Raw genomic sequence first — 16844 nt, 5'->3', positions numbered from 1 at the left:
TGCCCGCAGCATCGGTCATCCCGGCTGTTCTCCCACCCCACAGGAGCCCTGAATGACCCTCACCGCCTCTCCCCTGAAAACAGCCTTCCGCCGCCTGGCCGTTGCCGGCCTCTTCCTGCTCGGCAGCAGCCTGGCCGTCGCCGAGGCGCCGCAGCAGAAAACCCAGGTACCCGGCTACTACCGCCTGATGCTCGGCCAGTTCGAAGTGACGGCCCTTTACGATGGTGCCATCGACCTCGACGAGAAGCTGCTGAAGAACATCGACAAGCGCGACATCCAGCGCCTGCTTGCCCGCGAGTTCCTGAAGGGCCCCAAGGTACAGACCGCCGTCAACGCCTACCTGGTGAACACCGGCAACAAGCTCGTCCTGATCGACGCCGGCGCCGCCAAGCTGTTCGGGCCGGGCCTCGGCAACATCGTGGACAACCTCAGGGCGGCCGGCTACACCCCGGAGCAGGTCGATACCGTGCTCGTCACCCACCTGCACGGCGACCACATCAACGGCCTGGTCACCCCGGACGGCCAGCGTGTCTTCACCAACGCCGAGGTGTGGTCGGCCAAGGCGGACAATGATTTCTGGCTGAGCGAAGCGATTGCCAACCAGGCGCCCAAGGATTTCCAGCCCTTCTTCAAGATGTCGCGCGATGCCGCCGCCCCCTACCTTGCCGCCGGCAAATGGAAGACCTTCGACAGCGACCGCGAACTGCTGGCTGGCGTCAGCAGCGTGGACACCCACGGCCATACCCCGGGCCACGCCAGTTACCTGTTCCAGAGCGGCGACCAGCGTCTGCTCGTCCTCGGCGACCTGGTGCATAACCATGCCGTGCAGTTCGCCCGCCCGGAAGTCGCTTTCGAATTCGACAACGATCCCAAGCAGGCCGTGGCGACGCGCAAGCGCATCTTTCACAAGGCCGCCCGCGAAAAGCTGATGGTTGCCGGCATGCACCTGCCCTTCCCCGGTGTCGGCCATGTCCGCAAGGAAGCCAAGGGGTACGCCTGGGTTCCCGCCGAATTCGCACCGCTGGCCAAGTAACATGCAAATCTGGGTCGATGCCGACGCCTGCCCCGGCGTCATCAAGGAAATCATCTACCGCGCCGCCGAGCGTCGGCAGATCCAGACCACCCTGGTCGCCAACCAGATGCTGCGCACGCCGCCGTCGAAATTCATCCGCGCCATCCAGGTGCCGAGCGGTTTCGACGTCGCCGACCAGCACATCGTCAACCAGGTGGCGGCCGGCGACCTGGTCGTCACCGCCGACATCCCGCTCGCCTCGCTGGTCATCGGGCGCGGCGCCCATGCCCTGAACCCGCGCGGCGAGCTCTACACGACAGCCACTATCCAGGAACGGCTGAGCATGCGTAATTTCATGGAGGAACTGCGCAGCGCCGGCATCGAAACCGGCGGCCCGTCTTCCTTCAGCCAGGCCGACCGGCAGGCCTTCGGCAACCAGCTCGACCGCTTTCTCGCCAGAATCCCCAAGGAGACAACATGACCACCCATCTCAGCCGTTACGACGATGCCCGCCCCTACACCACCAAGGATGGCTCGGAAATCCGCGAACTGATGCACCCGCAGCAGCATGGCAACCAGGCGCAGAGCCTGGCCGAGGCGACGGTGTATGCCGGCCAGAAAACCCTGCTTCATCGCCACCACAACACCGAAGAGCTGTACCACGTCACCGCCGGCCAGGGCACCATGATTCTCGGCGACCGGACTTTCGCCATCGGCGTCGGCGACACCATCCTGATTCCGCCGGGTACCCCGCACGCTCTCCACAACACCTGGCCGGTCCCCCTGCGCGTGCTGTGCGCATGCAGCCCGGCCTACGACCACGCCGATACGGAAATCCTCGACGACCGGGCGTAATTTCCGGCTTCAAGGGATATTCAATAGGCGGTTGCCGCTCGCGCCGCCTGATCGTAACGCCCGGACAACTGGCGCAATACCCGCGCCAGATCGCCCAGACGGGCGTTTTCTTCTTCCTGCCCGGAAAAACCGGGCATCAGACAGGCTTCGCGCACCTCGCGGTAGCGCTGACAAAGGGCATTTCCCTCTTCCGTCGTGGCAAAGAACACTTCCTTGCCGCGCTTCGTGCCGCTCAGCAAGCCCATGCCCGAAAGCTTCTTGACCGAATAGCTGACGACGTGCGTGTCCTCGATATTGAGGACGAAGCAGATATCGGCCAGACGCTTTTCCGTTCGCCGATGATTGATGTGATGCAGGATCAGGACATCGACGGGCGCCATGTCCTTGACGCCGGCCGCCCCCATGCAGCGGATCAGCCAGCGGTTGAAGGCATGGGAGGCGATGATCAGGCCGAATTCGAACTCCGACAGCTCCGGCGACTTTTCCGACACCAGATGCGACGAAGAAACGATGCGCTGCCCGACCGGCGGAACCGGGACCGCGACGGGATTTGTTTTGGCTTTGGGACGATTGGCCATGCGTTTTCTCCAGAATATTGCCGACGATTATAGCGAATATAATGTTGACTTTTTATCGACGTTTTCTTAACGTCACGTCACCATGTTCGAATCCCGACCTGCGGCATCGGGTATCGCCATCCCGGCCGGTTCGCTACAGGATATGGTGACCATCCACAAAAGAATGAGGAGACTCCCATGCTGAAAACCATCGCCGCCTTCGGCTTCGGTACCACCCTGATGTTCTCGTCCGCCGCTGCGCTGGCCCAGCAGAAATGGGACATGCCGACCGGCTACCCGACATCGAACTTCCACACCGCCAACATCCAGCTTTTTGCCAAGGACGTTGAAAAGGCCACCGGCGGCAAGCTGATGCTGACCATCCACGACGGCGGTTCGCTCTTCAAGGCCAACGAAATCAAGCGCGCCGTCCAGGGCGGACAGGCCCAGATCGGCGAAATCATCATCTCCGGCTACTCCAACGAAAACCCGGTGTTCGGCGTCGACTCCATTCCCTTCCTCGCTACCAGCTACGGCGAATCCGAAAAGCTGTGGAAGGCCACCAAGTCCGCCACCGAAGCCCACCTCGCCAAGCAGGGCCTGAAAGTCCTGTACGCCGTGCCCTGGCCGCCGCAGGGTATCTTCAGCGCCAAGCCGATCAACTCGGCCGCCGACCTGAAGGGCGCCAAGTGGCGTGCCTATAACCCGAACACCAGCCGCATCGCCCAACTGGTCGGCGCCCAGCCGGTCACCGTGCAGGCCGCCGAATTGACCCAGGCGCTGGCCACCGGCACGGTCAATACCTTCATGACCTCGGGCGCCACCGGCTACGACAGCAAGGTCTGGGAGCAGGTCAAGTACTACTACGACGTCAGCGCCTGGCTGCCGAAGAATCTGGTGATCGTATCCAAGAAGGCTTTCGACGGCCTCGACAAGCCGACCCAGGATGCGCTGCTCAAGGCCGCTGCCGAAGCCGAAGCGCGCGGCCTGAAAATCAGCCAGGAAAAGAACACCTGGTATCTCGAGCAACTGGCCAAGAACGGCATGAAGATCGAGAAGGGTTCGCCGCAGCTCCAGGCCGACCTGAAGAAGGTCGGTGAGCAGATGATTGCCGACTGGGTCAAGCAGGCCGGCCCCGATGGCCAGGCCATGCTGGACGCCTACCGCAAGTAACGCCCCGTCCGCCTTCCCGGCGCTTCCCGCATTGCATTTCAAAGGGCCTTTCCTGGAAAGGCCCTTTTTCGGAGAGTTTCCATGCGCAAGTTGATGGATACCCTGTTCAATCTGGCCGCCTATCTGGCCGGCCTGTTCATGATCGCCACGTTGCTCGCCGTCCTGGCCAGCATTTTCGGGCGCATCATTCCCGCGCTCGACCTACCGGGATCGGACGCCTACGCCGGCTACTGCATGGCCGCGGCCGGCTTCCTGGCTCTCGCGCCGACGCTACGTCGCGGCGAGCATATCCGCGTGACACTGATCTTCAATCAGCTGCCGCCCCGTGCGCAGCACTGGCTGGATATCTTCTGCCATGTCGTCGCCCTCGTCCTGGCGAGCGCCCTGGCCTGGTTCTCGATTCGCCTGGTCCTGCAAAGCCGCGAGTTTTTCGACATTTCCACCGGCCTCGATGCCACGCCGCTGTGGATTCCCCAGATCGGCATGGCGGTCGGCACCTCGCTGTTCGCCCTGGCCTTCCTGAACGATCTCGTCATGCTGCTCGCCGGCAAGACCCTGCGCGACGCTTCGCCCGACGGCGAACCGGCCCATATCGAATGAGGAGGCCGACATGGACCTGACCATCACCCTGCTGCTCATTGCCGTCCTCTTCCTCATTCTCGGTTCCGGCGTCTGGATCGGCCTCGCGCTGACCGGCGTGGCCTGGATCGGCATGGAATTGTTCACCACCCGCCCGGTCGGCGACAGCATGGCCGTCACCATCTGGGGCTCCTCATCGTCCTGGACGCTGACCGCGCTGCCACTCTTTGTCTGGATGGGCGAAATACTTTTCCGCACTAAGCTCTCCGAAGACATGTTCAAGGGTCTGGCCCCGTGGCTGGAGCGTCTGCCGGGTCGCCTGCTGCACACCAACATCATCGGCTGCACGATCTTCGCCGCCGTCTCCGGTTCATCGGCCGCCACCTGCGCCACCATCGGCAAGATGACCCTGCCGGAACTGAAGCGGCGCGGCTATCCCGAACACATCGCCATCGGCACGCTGGCCGGCGCCGGCACGCTCGGCCTGCTCATTCCGCCGTCGATCATCATGATCGTCTATGGCGTCACGGCCAACGTGTCGATTGCCCAGCTGTTCATCGCCGGCGTCATCCCCGGCTTGCTGCTGGCCGGCCTGTTCATGGGCTACACCATCGTCTGGGCGCTGCTGCATCCGGACCGGATTCCACCGGCCGAACAGGCATTCACCTTCCTGCAGAAGCTCTACGAATCGCGCCACCTGATCCCGGTCGTCTCGTTGATCGCCGCCGTGCTCGGTTCGATCTACACCGGCCTGGCCACCGCCACCGAAGCCGCCGCGCTGGGCGTCGTCGGTTCGATGGTGATTGCCGCCGTGCAGGGCGAGCTGAACTGGAAGAATTTCCGCGACAGCCTGCTCGGCGCCACCCGCCTCTACTGCATGATCGCGCTGATCCTCGCCGGTGCCGCCTTCCTGACCCTGTCGATGGGTTATCTCGGCCTGCCGCGCCACCTCGCCGAATGGATTTCCAGCCTCGGCCTGTCGCCGCTGCTGCTGATCGTCGCCCTGATGGTCTTCTTCATCATCCTGGGCTGCTTCCTGGACGGCATTTCCATCGTCGTGCTGACCATGGGCGTGCTGCTGCCAACGGTCGAAGCGGCCGGATTCGACCTGATCTGGTTCGGTATCTTCGTCGTCCTGGTCGTCGAAATGGCCCAGGTCACACCGCCGGTCGGCTTCAACCTGTTCGTGCTGCAGGGCATGACCAAGAAGGAAATCACCTATCTCGCCAGGCATGCCTTCCCGATGTTCCTGCTCATGGTCGCCGCCGTGCTGCTGCTTTATTTCTTCCCCGGCCTGATCACCTGGCTTCCCGAACAGATGGCGGGCTGAGCGCGGTCATGTCTTCCTTGCCGTACGACTCACCGCGTCTGCTGGCGCTTGGCGACGGCGCGTGGACCGTCGAGTTTGCCCGACACATCGACCCGGCCGTCCATGGCCGGGTCATGGCGCTGGATGCCCTGGTCGACGACGCCCGCCGCCACGATCCGGCCTTTTCCGGCGTGGCCGACACGGTTCCCACCTTCCGCTCGCTGACTGTCTATTTCCGCCCGGAATCCGACCCGCTCGCGCTGGGCGAACGCCTGCTGGCCCTCGCCCAAACAGCCGAAGCGACCACCCTGACGGGCCGTCACTGGCTGCTACCGGCCTGCTTCGACGCCGATTTCGCCCCCGACCTGGCAGCGGTGGCCGAACGGCACGGCATGACGCCGGCGGCGGTTATCGAACGGCTCTGCCAGACGGCGTTCCGCGTCTACATGATCGGTTTCATGCCCGGTTTTCCCTACATGGGGGGGCTGCCGGCCAGCCTGCACACCCCTCGCCTGAGCACTCCGCGCAAGCTCGTCCCCGCCCGCTCCATCGCCATCGCCGGAGAAATGTGCGCGGTCTATCCCTGGCAAAGCCCGGGCGGCTGGAACCTGCTCGGCCAGACACCGCTCGACCTCTTCGTTGCCGGCGACGAGCCGCCCGCCCTGCTCGCCTCGGGCGATTGCGTGCGCTGGCAGGCTGTCGACCGCGCGGAATACACGCGGATCGAACGGGCGCTGACGACCGGCGACCTGCAGCGCCGGCATTTCCTGTCCGGAGAGCCGGCATGAGCGGCTGGCTGGACGTCGTCGACGGCGGCCTCGGCAACGCCATCCAGGATGCCGGCCGCCATGGCTATCGGCACATGGGCGTCGCCGTCTCGGGCTTCCTCGACCCGCTCTTCGCCGCTTGTGCCAATGCGCTGGTCGGCAATGCCGGTGATGCGGCGGCCATCGAACTCCGCGGCCTCGGCCCCAGCCTCAAGGTCCGCCAGGGCCCGCTACGCGTTGCGCTGACCGGCGCCCTGTCGGCCAGCATCCTGCGTCATGGCGGCAGCCGCCAGGTGCTTGAGGCATGGCACAGCGCCACCCTGGAAAGCGGCGACATCCTGAAATGCGGTCCGGTCGACGGCGGCACGGCCTATCTGGCGGTCAGCGGCGGTATCGAGGTGGCGCCGCAACTGGGCAGCCGAGCCACCTACCAGCGGGCCGCCATCGGCGGCATCGACGGCCGCCTGCTGGCAAGCGGCGATGCGCTGCCCTGCCGTCGCCTCGCCCGCAACGAATACCGCGAGTACCGCGCCGAGCCCTGGCAACACGCGGAAGGCCCGATCCGCCTCATCCCCGGCCCGCAGGTCGACCACTTTGCCGACGGCGAACTGGAACGCCTGCTTGCCGCCGTGTACCGGGTGACCCGCGACAGCGACCGCATGGGCATGCGCCTGGATGGCCCGGCACTCACCCACCGCAGCCCGGCCCACGCCGACATCGTCTCCGATGCCGTAACCCCCGGCACCCTGCAGGTACCCGGCAACGGCTTGCCCATCCTGCTCCTTGCCGACTGCCAGACCGTCGGCGGCTACCCGAAGATCGCCACCGTCATCCGCGCCGACCTGCCGCGTCTGGCCCAGTGTCGAACCGGCGACGAACTGCGCTTCGCGGCGGTTGACCTGCCCGGGGCGCTCGCCCTGCAGCGTCGCGAAACCGAGCGCCTGGCCCGCTGGAAAAACGGCATCGGCAGCTACCTCCCTGCCGGCTACCTCGACGAGACGGCGCTCTACACCTGTAACCTGATCGACGGCATGGTGCGCGCCGAGCCCCCCATCCGCGACTGACCCACGGAAGAGACGAATGAACCGGAAAATCAACCTCAATGCCGACCTCGGCGAGAGCTTCGGTGCCTGGAGCATGGGCAGCGACAGCGCCCTGCTCGATGTCGTCGGCAGCGCCAACATCGCCTGCGGCTTTCATGGCGGCGATCCGCTGGTCATGCGCCAGACGGTGCGTGCCGCTCGAGAACGCGGCGTCAGTATCGGCGCGCATCCCTCCTTCCCCGATCTGCAGGGCTTCGGCCGCCGCCGCATGGATGTTCCGGCCGACGAACTCGCCGCCATGCTGATCTACCAAATTGGCGCCCTGCAGGCGATGGCCGCCGTCGAGGGGCATGCCGTCAGCCACGTCAAGCCGCACGGCGCGCTGAACAACATGGCCTGCGCCGATGCCCGCCTCGCCGACGTGGTGGCTGGCGCTGTCGCCGCCGTCAGCCGCGACCTGATTCTCCTTGCCCCGGCCCACTCCCAACTTGCCCAGGCCGGTGCCCGTGCCGGACTGCCGGTCGCCCTGGAAGTCTTTGCCGATCGCGCCTATCTCGACGATGGCCAACTGGTTCCACGCAGCCAGCCCGGTGCCATGATCCACGGGGCGCAGGCCAGCCTCGACCATGTGCTGCGCATGCTCGACGCCGGCGGTCTGGTCACGCTGAGTGGCAAGGTGCTGCCCACAAAAATCCACAGCATCTGCGTCCATGGCGACGGGCCGGACGCCGTTGCCTCTGCCCGCTGCATCGCCGCCGGCCTTGAACGGGCCGGCCATATAACGGCCCCTCTTACGGAAACCCTCACACCCTGACGACGCCGGGCGTCCCGGGTATTTTCTTTCGCCGGCCAGCCGTACCCCACACCCGAACCAAGTCCGCACAGTCGGATGGTGGGCTACGGCCAGCACCGGTTTTCTGAAACGGGATCGCGGCAGCCTCTCCTGCCACGATCCGTCGAGTGCGACTGCTATTGCCTCAACGCATCACTTGCGTGCCTGCAGATACTGGTCCATTCGCGTCTCGGTCACGCTGAACCACGCCGCCTGCCCCTTGCGGGACTTTTCCCATTCGCCGTAGATGGCGCGGAAATTGGCATTCTTGCCCGCCTCGTCAGCGTACAAATCCAGAGCGACCTTGTGGGCTGCATCCAGAATGCGTTCGGAAAAACGCTGCAGCTTGACACCGTGTTGCAACAGTCGCCCCAGCGCCAGGGGGTTCTTGTAATCGTATTCGGCCAGCATGTTCACGTTGCATTCGGCCGCCGCCGTTTGAAACGCCTCCTGATATTCCTTGGGCAATTTCTCCCACTCCTTGCGATTCACAAAGAAATGGATCGCTGCCGATGGCTCCCACCACCCCGGCATGTAGTAGTTCTTGGCAATCTTGTAGAAGCCCAGTTTCTCGTCATCGTAAGGGCCGACCCAATCGACGGCGTCAATCGAGCCCTTTTCCAGCGCCGGATAGGTATCGCTACCGGCGATCTGCTGCGGTACCACCCCGAGCTCGGCGAATATCGCACCGCCCAGGCCGGAAATACGCATTTTCACGCCCTTGAGATCTGCCACGGTATTGACCTCCTTGCGCCACCAGCCGCCCATCTGCGCTCCGGAGTTGCCAGCGAGAAAGGAAAGCACGTTGAAATTGGCGTAAAAATCGTCGAGCAGTTTCTGGCCGCCACCGTAATAGATCCAGGCGTTCTGCTGGCGGACATTCATGCCGAAAGGCATCGCCGTACCGAAAGCGAAGGCCTTGTCCTTGCCGACGTAATAGTTCGAGCAGGTCTGGCACACCTCGACAGTCCCCTGCTGCACGGCATCCAGGGCCTGCAAGCCGGGAACGATTTCACCGGACGGAAAGACACGGATGTCGAACTTGCCACCCGTCAGTGCCCGCACCCGGTTAGCCAGCAGTTCGGCACCGCCGTAAACCGTGTCCAGACTCTTGGGAAAACTGGAGGTGAGCCGCCATCTGATGGCAGGCTGGGTCTGCGCAATCGCCGGTGCGGCCAGGGTCGTGGCAGCCCCGGCGGCAGCGCCGACGGAGGCTTTCTTCAAGAAATCTCTACGTTGCATTCAAATTGTCTCCATTACTTATTGGGGTACAGCAAGAAATGGGCAAGACTGCCCGTTATCGACCGGCAGGCAGGAATCGCCAGCCTGCCGGCAAGATGCGGCAATACGGTGGTTGCGCCAAAGGGCTCCGGCCAACGGCTGGCGACACACGCCCCATCAGCTCACCGGTGGAAACCGGTGCTTCCCCGCCATCAACGAACAAGACGCGATGGCGACCCCGATTTCATTTCATGATCTTCACTGTCTGGATCGAGGTGTATTCCTCCAGGCCGTAGCGGCCGAACTCGACACCCAGACCGGACTGTTTGATGCCGCCGAACGGCGCATCGGGTTGAATGGCCCCATGCTCGTTGACCCACGCGGACCCGCATTCGAGACGCATCGCAAGTTGTGTCGCGCGGGCGCTATCGGCCGACCAGACAGAACCGCCGAGCCCCTGCGGATTGGCATTGGCACGCGCAATCACCTCGTCGACATCGGCGTAGCGAATGACCGGCAGGATCGGCCCGAACGGCTCTTCATCGACGAGCCGCGAACCGTCTCTCAACCCGGCAACGATGGTCGGGGCGAAGAAATAGCCTGGACGTTCAAGACGATGGCCGCCGCACAGAAACCGGCCGCCGGCCTGGCGCGCATCAGCGGCCAGGGACTCGACGATCGCCAGTTGCCTGGCGTTCTGTACGGGACCGAGTTGCGTTGCCGGATCAAGGCCATCGCCAACGATCGCCTCGTCGGCCAAGCGGGCCAATTCGGCGCACATCGCATCGTAGATGCTGTCATGCACATAGAGCCGCTTCAAGCAGGCGCAGGTCTGGCCATTGTTGTGGAAGCTGGCGGCAAAAATCTTTTCCGCCACGGCCTTCACATCGACATCCGGCAGCACGATCCCGGCATCGTTGCCACCCAGTTCCAGGGTCAGCCGCTTCAGATTGCCCGCCGCAGCCTGCATGATGCGGCGTCCGGTCTCGGTCGACCCGGTGAATACGATCTTGGCGATGCCCGGGTGCGCCACCATTGCCGCCCCGACATCACCGCCGCCGGTCACGATATTGAGCACCCCCTGGGGCAGGATGCCATTGGCCAGTTCGACGAAACGCATCGTCGCCAGCGGCGTGTATTCCGACGGCTTGATCACCACTGTATTGCCGGCACGCAGTGCCGGAATCACGTGCCAGATGGCAATCAGCAGTGGCCAGTTCCATGGCGTAATGGAACCGACCACCCCGAGCGGCTTGCGATGTACTTCGACGCGGGCCACTTCGTTGTCCTGAATGACCTCCACCGGCAACGACAGGTCTGCCGTCACATGCGTCCAGGCAATCGCGCCACCGACTTCCATGCCAGAGCCGACGCCGCCCAGACCGTTCAGCGGCTTGCCGCTTTCCCGGGTCACCCATTCCATCAGCTCCGGCATGTGAGCCTCAAGTGCGTTGCCGATGGCATGCATGAATTGCTGCCGATCGCTGTCGGGCAAGGCACTCCAGGCCGGCAAGGCCGCCTGCGCCGCGGCCACCGCCGCATCGACATGCGCCGGTGCGGCCAGCGCCACCTGTGCGAACACCTCGCCGGTCGCGGGATTGACGACCCCCAGCACCTTGTCGCTGCCAACTGCCCGGCCATCGATCATCATTGGCTCTGTCTTCATCTTCTTGTCTCCTCGTTGTTGTGATTTATTTGCTCGCGTTCAGCCGTTTGACGCCGGCCACGAAGCGCTGCAAGGTCTGGGACAGCACCCCGCGCGGGATCATGATCTCGATCAACTGGAAGCGGCCACGCGTCGCCATGGCCGCATCGAGCGCCGCCTTGAGTTCGGCCCGGGTATGCACCCGCACGCCGTCCCCGCCCATGCCGGCGGCCATCGAAGCAAAGCCCCAGTCGTCCAGATTGTTGAACCCGGATTCCGGCTGGAAGGTGCGCAGCATCTCCCAGCTTGCATTGTTGAACAGCAGCACAATGGGGTCCCACCCGTAGCGACGGCAATTTCCCAGTTCCCAGCCGGTCATCTGGAAAGCGCCATCACCCACCAGGACCAGGGGGCGCTGCCCGGTCATCGCCTGGATGCCGAGCCCGGCCGGCACGCCGTAACCCATGGTTGCGTAGTAGCCGGGAGCGACCAGGGCAGTCTGTTCGATATCCATGGCCGTAAACAGGCAGTCGCCCATGTCGGCGGCAATCGGCAGCTTGCCGTGCTCATCCATCAAGTCATTGACCGCCATCGCGATATCGTTCGGGGCAATCGTTGCCTCATCGGCGGTCAGGCCGCGCGGATAGACCGTGGGTTTCACGTCGAAACCGCCCGCCCGCGGCGCGGTGCGTGCCAGCAGTGCCTCGACCAGCGCGGCCAGCGGGATGTCGTGGTAGATGTGGTAGCCGAGCCGCACCTCGCCATCGCAGGCGACAATGGTCTTTCTCAGGTCGATCTTCTTTTCCGACACGGCAAAGTTGGTGTCCGAGAGGATCACGCCGAGCAGGAAAAGGCCGTCCGAATCCTCGACCAGCTGCGTCACTTCGGGCAAGCCTGCGATGCCCATGTAGGTACCGACCAGCGGCGCATTGGCATCGGCGAGCAGGCCGCGCCCCATGAAACAGGTAGCCACCGGCAAGGCCAGCCGATGCGCCAGTTCGGCCACCTTGTCCTCCAGCCCGAAGCGGCGTACTTCGACATCGACCATCAGCACCGGCCGCACCGCCGCATCGAGCCGGCGCAACACTTCCTCGGCGCAGGCTGCCAGGGCATCCGGATCGACCGTCGGCTCGGCCAGCGGCGGTACCGGTGCGCAAGGCATCGCCACCATGTCACGCGGAATTTCAATGTAAACCGGCCGCGAGTGCTTGAGACAATTGCCAAGGACGCGCGCAATGTCGGCCGGCGCACGCGCGGCATCGTCGAGCCGGACACGGTCGCAGGTGATCTCCTCGAAGATGCGGTACTGCGAATCCAGGGTCTTGGCCTGATGGTGCAGCAACAGACCGGAACTCGATTCGCCGGTTCCAGGCCCGCCGGAAAGCACCACCAGCGGCGACTTTTCCGCATAGGCCGCGGCCACCGAGTTGATCATGTTCAACGCCCCGGCGCCGTAGGTAACGGCCGCCACGCCCAGCGAGCGCCCATCGCCCCGCCCGATGCGCGCCGCCGCGTCCGCCGCGAATCCAACGCCCGGTTCGTGCGACAGGGTATGCAACGGCAGGATGCGCGACTCCTCGATGATGCGGAAATAAGGCAGCGCAAAGTCGCCGGGGATGCCGAAAATCTGTCGGGCGCCGTTGTCTTTGAGGGCATGTAAAAGCGATTCGGTGAGGTTCATTAAGAGGTTTTCCAGGAAGAGATACCGACGGAATTATTGCGCACCATTGCCGCACAATTCATTCAACATATCGACAATCTGCGGTAAATTACGCACGTTTTGTGCATATACGAGAAAACCATGAGCGAAATCCTCATCGACCGCTACGATCTGCAACTTCTCGCCGCGCTGCAGCGCCGGGGGCAGGCTACCAATGCCGAACTGGGAGAAAAGGCCAACCTCTCCGCCTCGCAAATCAGCCGCCGCGTCCAGCGGCTCGAAGAAGCAAAGGTCATCTCCGGCTACGCCGCCCTGCTCGACCCACCCGCGCTCGGTCTCGGGGTCATCGCCTACGCCCAGGTCCTTCTCGAGCGTCACGACAAGAACCGCGCCAGCGACTTTGAACGACAGGTCGTCGCACTCCCCGAAGTGCTCGAATGCTTCGCCGTCACCGGCGAGGCCGACTACATGCTGCGCATCGTCGCCCCCGACCTGGCCGCCTTCTCCGACCTGATGATGAAAAAGCTCCTCACCCTGCCCGGCGTCGCGCAGGTGAAGACCAATATCGCGCTATCGAAGGTCAAACAGACGCATGAACTGCCGCTCGATCACGTGGCACATCCACAGCAGCCGAAGCGGCGGGTCAGGTTCAAAGAGTGACGGCGAGAGCCAATCAATCCTTGGCGTTTGCCTGCCACTCGAAGAAAAGGCACCAAAAATATGACAAACGCAGAATTATCGATAAAATTCAAATTTCGACATTCTGCCGCCGAACCGCATGACCACTTTATTCCAAGACCTCAAAGAAGAAATTGCAAAGCGACAGTGCATTGTGATCGTGGGCGCAGGTGTTTCGATATCCAGCACCCGCAACGCGCCCTGCGCCTCCTGGACCGGCCTTCTGCGCGACGGGGTAAAGCGCTGCACCGATCTCCTGCCGAATCTGCCCGCTGGCTGGGACAAGCGAGCACTGGAGGATATCGATTCCGGCGATCTCGATGGCTTGCTGGCCAGTGCCGAGAAAATCTCCAGCAAACTAGGCGCGCCTCAGGGTGGCGAATACAGCCGTTGGCTGCGTGAGAGCGTTGGTCATTTAACGATCGAAAACGCCGAGATTTTGTCCGCCTTGAAGGCATTGGGCGCGGTCATCGCCACAACCAACTACGACAATTTGATCGAAGAAATCACCGGCCTCCCCGCAATCACCTGGCAGGATGGCACCCGCGTCGAGCGCGTGCTACGGGGCGATGAGCAAGCAATCCTGCATCTGCACGGCCACTACCAGGCACCCGAATCAGTCATCCTTGGCATCCGTTCCTACGATCAGATACTGGGCAACGAACATGCCCAAACCATGCAACGTGCCATCGCCAGCCTGAAAACATTGCTTTTTGTCGGTTGCGGCGATGGATTGCACGATCCCAACTTTGGCGCCCTGTTGCAATGGACCGGCAAGGTCTTTTCCGGCTCGGAATACCGCCGTTTCCGCCTGGCACGCAGCGGGGAAGTCAGCGACCTGCAAAAGCAACATCCCGCCGAACAACGCTTGTTCGTACTTGATTACGGTAAAAACCATAACGATCTTGCTCCCTATCTGCGCTCCCTGGCCCCACCACCGATCTCCCCGGCAACGGCGCCCGCACCCGCGCCAACTCCCGCTCGTCTCCCCTCGCGTCCGCGCTGCATAGGTCGTGACGAAGAGTATGCAGCAATAATCGCTGCGCTCCTTGCAGCCACGCCGGAACCGCTACCCATCCTTGGTCCTCCGGGTATCGGCAAAACCAACCTGGCCCTGAGCGCGGCTCACGACAACGCAATCGCAGCCCGCTATGGCGCTCGCCGCTATTTCGTCCGCTGCGACGGCCTGCGCAGCCGCAGCGATATTGCCGCAGCCCTTGCCAACGTATTGGGTATCGGGCTGGGGACGCACAACGAGGCCGCAGCGCTTATCGCGCTCGAGAGCGCCCCAAGCCTGCTCATTCTCGACAATGCCGAAACCCCCTGGGAAGCCGATACCTTGGGTGTCGAGGAATTTCTTGGGCGACTGGCCGATATCCCTGACCTGGCGCTGATAGTGACCATAAGAGGCAATCAGCGCCCCCAGGGAGTCTGTTGGCGCGAACCGTTTCGCCCCGACCCGCTCAGCCAGGATTCTGCGCGCGAACTTTTTCTGACACTGGCTGGCCGACAATTCGCTAACGATACCAATCTTGCACCGTTGCTTGCTGCGGTCGACCACGTCCCTTTGGCCATCACGCTGCTAGCGCCGCTCGCCGAAGGCGAGCCCGACCTCACCAATCTTTGGCAACGCTGGCAGGATGAACGCACCGCGATGCTGAAACGCGCGGATGCGAAAGACCGGCTCACCAACATCGAACTCTCCTACGAGCTTTCGTGGTCCGGCCCGCGAATGAACGATACGGCCCGCCAATTTCTGCAACGACTTGCCCACTTGCCCGCCGGGGTAGCCCACTCACATATCAAATCAATCCTGCACACAGGCATGCAGGCCGCAACGATACTGCGCCAAACCGCGCTCGCTCACGATGAAGACGAGCGATTAAGAGTGCTTGCCCCCCTTCGCGATTACGTCCTTAAATGCCATCCACTGGAAGCGCCTGCACTGGAAGAACTGGCCGGACACTATGTCGTTCTGACCGCCCAACTCGGTGCCAAAGTCGGTCAAAACGGCGGGGACGCCGCCAGCATAAGCCTTACCATCGAAGCCCCCAACATCGAGCCGATGCTGATGCACGCCTTATCGGCTGACAAACCGATCGGCGCTATCAATGCCGCCGAAGCGTGGGGAAGCTTCGTCTCTTTCAGTGGTGTGGGCCACATGGAACCGCTAAAGCGAGCGGCTGAAGTCGCCCAGAAAATTGGCTATAAATTTGGCGAAGCGCGCTGCCGCCTGACTTATGCCCGTCTGGCCTACAAACACTCGGACTCGGAAATGGCTCATCAACAATGCCAGGCAGCACTCGCGCTCTATCAAAAAGAGCGTAGCGCGACAGGCCAGGCAGGCTGTGTATTCATGCTTGGTGAAATTGAAAGCATTCACTCCGACATCAACAATGCCAGCCGGCACTATCAGTCCGCTCTTTCACTCTACCGAAAGGGAAAAAACCTGACCGGTGAAGCGGAATGCATGCATCGCTTAGGCAATATCTCCTTGCGACGCTCCCAATACGAGCTTGCCGGCAGACAATATGAGCAAGCCTTGGTTCTCTACAAAAAAAGAAGATCTTCGCTTGGACTGGCGCACTGCTATCGTGCTTTAGGCACCATCGCAGCCAACCGCGCCCAATACAATCATGCAAGCCAGCACTGCCAAGCTGCACTCTCCCTGTATCGGCAGGTTGGCGATATTGTCGGCGAAGCGAACTGCATCAGCGATCTGGGTGACATCGCCATGGCTGAGGCAGATCATGAAAAAGCCAACGAGCTATATCGTAGAGCCCGGTTGCTATATAAAAAGACCGGGGAACTGGTTGGTGAAGCCAACTGCACCAAGGATATGGGCAACCTTGCCATGCGACAGGTCGACCTGGAGCCGGCACAGCGTTATCTCGAAGCCGCGCTGGTCATCTATAAACAAGTGAAAGAGCCCGTTGGAGAAGCCGGCTGCATCAACGGCCTCGGCAATATCGCCCTCAAACGCAATGACCTTTGCACGGCACGGCAGCGGTACGACGCCGCATTAGTGCTTTACCAGAAAGTCGAGAGCGCCATTGGGCAAGGCAACTGCTACTTTGGCATGGCCCGTGTTCATAAGATTCAAGGCAACATCCCTGCCGCCAAGGTGGCGGTAACGCAAGCACTGACCTACTACGAACGCGATTGCCACCCTTACCCGATCGGCGCAGCGCATGCTCTTCTCGCTCAATTCAGCGAGGGCGAAGAACAAAACCAACACCGTACAGCAGCTCGCAATGCCTGGATGGGCCTGGACGCCAAAGCATTGACCACATGGGCGGCACTGGATGGACTCGACCCCGCGGAAGTCATGGAAGACGATTTTGAGCGAGTCGATTGATCAGAAGAACAAGTTTTCCGGAGAGAGTCGGGCCGGCATCGGCACCCAGAAGACAATCTTCTCGGTGTAGTAGTCGTGGGCTAACGATCCCCCACCGGCTTCCCGACGGGGGCTTTCATTTCCTTGCCATCGACCGGTAAAACCGGCCAAAACGA

The 16844-nt window shown here is 62.7% G+C and carries 15 protein-coding genes; 11 read left to right on the top strand and 4 right to left on the bottom strand.

The annotated features are described in order from the left end of the window. The first annotated feature begins 52 nt into the window (after nucleotides 1-52). From F1002_RS04710 to F1002_RS04700, 3 genes are read left to right on the top strand one after another with little or no spacing between them, the layout of a single operon-like run. Nucleotides 53-1033, top strand: coding sequence for an MBL fold metallo-hydrolase (locus tag F1002_RS04710; protein WP_150427843.1), 981 nt, complete (start codon nucleotides 53-55; stop codon nucleotides 1031-1033). A gap of 1 nt (nucleotide 1034) precedes the next feature. Beyond that, the gene (locus F1002_RS04705; protein ID WP_150427842.1) at nucleotides 1035-1493 is read left to right on the top strand and encodes a YaiI/YqxD family protein; all 459 of its coding nucleotides are present in this window, start codon (nucleotides 1035-1037) and stop codon (nucleotides 1491-1493) included. Next, complete coding sequence (locus F1002_RS04700; RefSeq protein WP_150427841.1) at nucleotides 1490-1867, top strand: cupin domain-containing protein; 378 nt, start codon at nucleotides 1490-1492, stop codon at nucleotides 1865-1867. Before F1002_RS04705 ends, F1002_RS04700 begins: the two co-directional genes overlap by 4 nt. A 20-nt stretch (nucleotides 1868-1887) precedes the next feature. Here F1002_RS04700 and F1002_RS04695 read toward each other — a convergent pair whose 3' ends face one another. After that, nucleotides 1888-2445, bottom strand: a complete 558-nt coding sequence (locus tag F1002_RS04695) for a winged helix DNA-binding protein (RefSeq protein WP_150427840.1) — start codon at nucleotides 2443-2445, stop codon at nucleotides 1888-1890. Nucleotides 2446-2622: 177 nt separating this feature from the next. Here F1002_RS04695 and F1002_RS04690 point away from each other — a divergent pair, with 177 nt between their 5' ends. From F1002_RS04690 to F1002_RS04665, 6 genes are all read left to right on the top strand, one after another. After that, nucleotides 2623-3597 (top strand): TRAP transporter substrate-binding protein, encoded by a 975-nt coding sequence (locus tag F1002_RS04690; protein WP_150427839.1) that lies wholly within the window; start codon nucleotides 2623-2625, stop codon nucleotides 3595-3597. A gap of 81 nt (nucleotides 3598-3678) precedes the next feature. Continuing rightward, on the top strand, nucleotides 3679-4197 hold the full coding sequence (locus tag F1002_RS04685; RefSeq protein WP_150427838.1) for a TRAP transporter small permease: 519 nt from the start codon (nucleotides 3679-3681) through the stop codon (nucleotides 4195-4197). A 10-nt stretch (nucleotides 4198-4207) separates the two neighbouring features. Beyond that, entirely contained in the window at nucleotides 4208-5506 is a 1299-nt protein-coding gene (locus F1002_RS04680) for a TRAP transporter large permease (protein WP_150427837.1), read from the top strand. An 8-nt stretch (nucleotides 5507-5514) separates the two neighbouring features. Continuing rightward, nucleotides 5515-6273, top strand: a complete 759-nt coding sequence (gene pxpB / locus F1002_RS04675) for a 5-oxoprolinase subunit PxpB (protein WP_150427836.1) — start codon at nucleotides 5515-5517, stop codon at nucleotides 6271-6273. Then, on the top strand, nucleotides 6270-7316 hold the full coding sequence (locus F1002_RS04670; protein ID WP_150427835.1) for a biotin-dependent carboxyltransferase family protein: 1047 nt from the start codon (nucleotides 6270-6272) through the stop codon (nucleotides 7314-7316). The genes pxpB and F1002_RS04670 overlap by 4 nt, the downstream gene beginning before the upstream one ends. 16 nt (nucleotides 7317-7332) lie before the next feature. After that, a complete protein-coding gene (locus F1002_RS04665) occupies nucleotides 7333-8109 on the top strand; it encodes a LamB/YcsF family protein (RefSeq protein ID WP_150427834.1) in 777 nt (258 codons plus the stop codon). A gap of 171 nt (nucleotides 8110-8280) precedes the next feature. On the opposite strand, the gene F1002_RS04660 is transcribed toward F1002_RS04665, so the two are convergent. The 3 genes from F1002_RS04660 to ipdC form a co-directional block, all read right to left on the bottom strand. Continuing rightward, a complete protein-coding gene (locus F1002_RS04660; protein WP_150427833.1) occupies nucleotides 8281-9369 on the bottom strand; it encodes a TRAP transporter substrate-binding protein in 1089 nt (362 codons plus the stop codon). A gap of 223 nt (nucleotides 9370-9592) precedes the next feature. Continuing rightward, nucleotides 9593-11014, bottom strand: coding sequence for an aldehyde dehydrogenase family protein (locus F1002_RS04655; RefSeq protein ID WP_150427832.1), 1422 nt, complete (start codon nucleotides 11012-11014; stop codon nucleotides 9593-9595). Between the two features lie 25 nt (nucleotides 11015-11039). After that, nucleotides 11040-12674 carry an indolepyruvate/phenylpyruvate decarboxylase gene (ipdC, locus tag F1002_RS04650; protein ID WP_150427831.1) on the bottom strand — a complete coding sequence of 545 codons (1635 nt, stop codon included), beginning with the start codon at nucleotides 12672-12674 and terminating at the stop codon, nucleotides 11040-11042. A gap of 120 nt (nucleotides 12675-12794) precedes the next feature. On the opposite strand from ipdC, the gene F1002_RS04645 reads away from it, so the two are divergent. Continuing rightward, the gene (locus F1002_RS04645; RefSeq protein WP_046536747.1) at nucleotides 12795-13313 is read left to right on the top strand and encodes an Lrp/AsnC family transcriptional regulator; all 519 of its coding nucleotides are present in this window, start codon (nucleotides 12795-12797) and stop codon (nucleotides 13311-13313) included. Between the two features lie 118 nt (nucleotides 13314-13431). Beyond that, entirely contained in the window at nucleotides 13432-16689 is a 3258-nt protein-coding gene (locus F1002_RS04640) for an SIR2 family protein (RefSeq protein WP_150427830.1), read from the top strand. Nucleotides 16690-16844: the final 155 nt, after the last annotated feature.

The sequence above is a fragment of the Dechloromonas sp. CZR5 genome, assembly GCF_008711155.1.
Classification (GTDB): domain Bacteria; phylum Pseudomonadota; class Gammaproteobacteria; order Burkholderiales; family Rhodocyclaceae; genus Azonexus.
The sequence above is the reverse complement of the archived record's forward strand: the minus strand, read 5'-3'. Positions and strand labels throughout refer to the sequence as shown.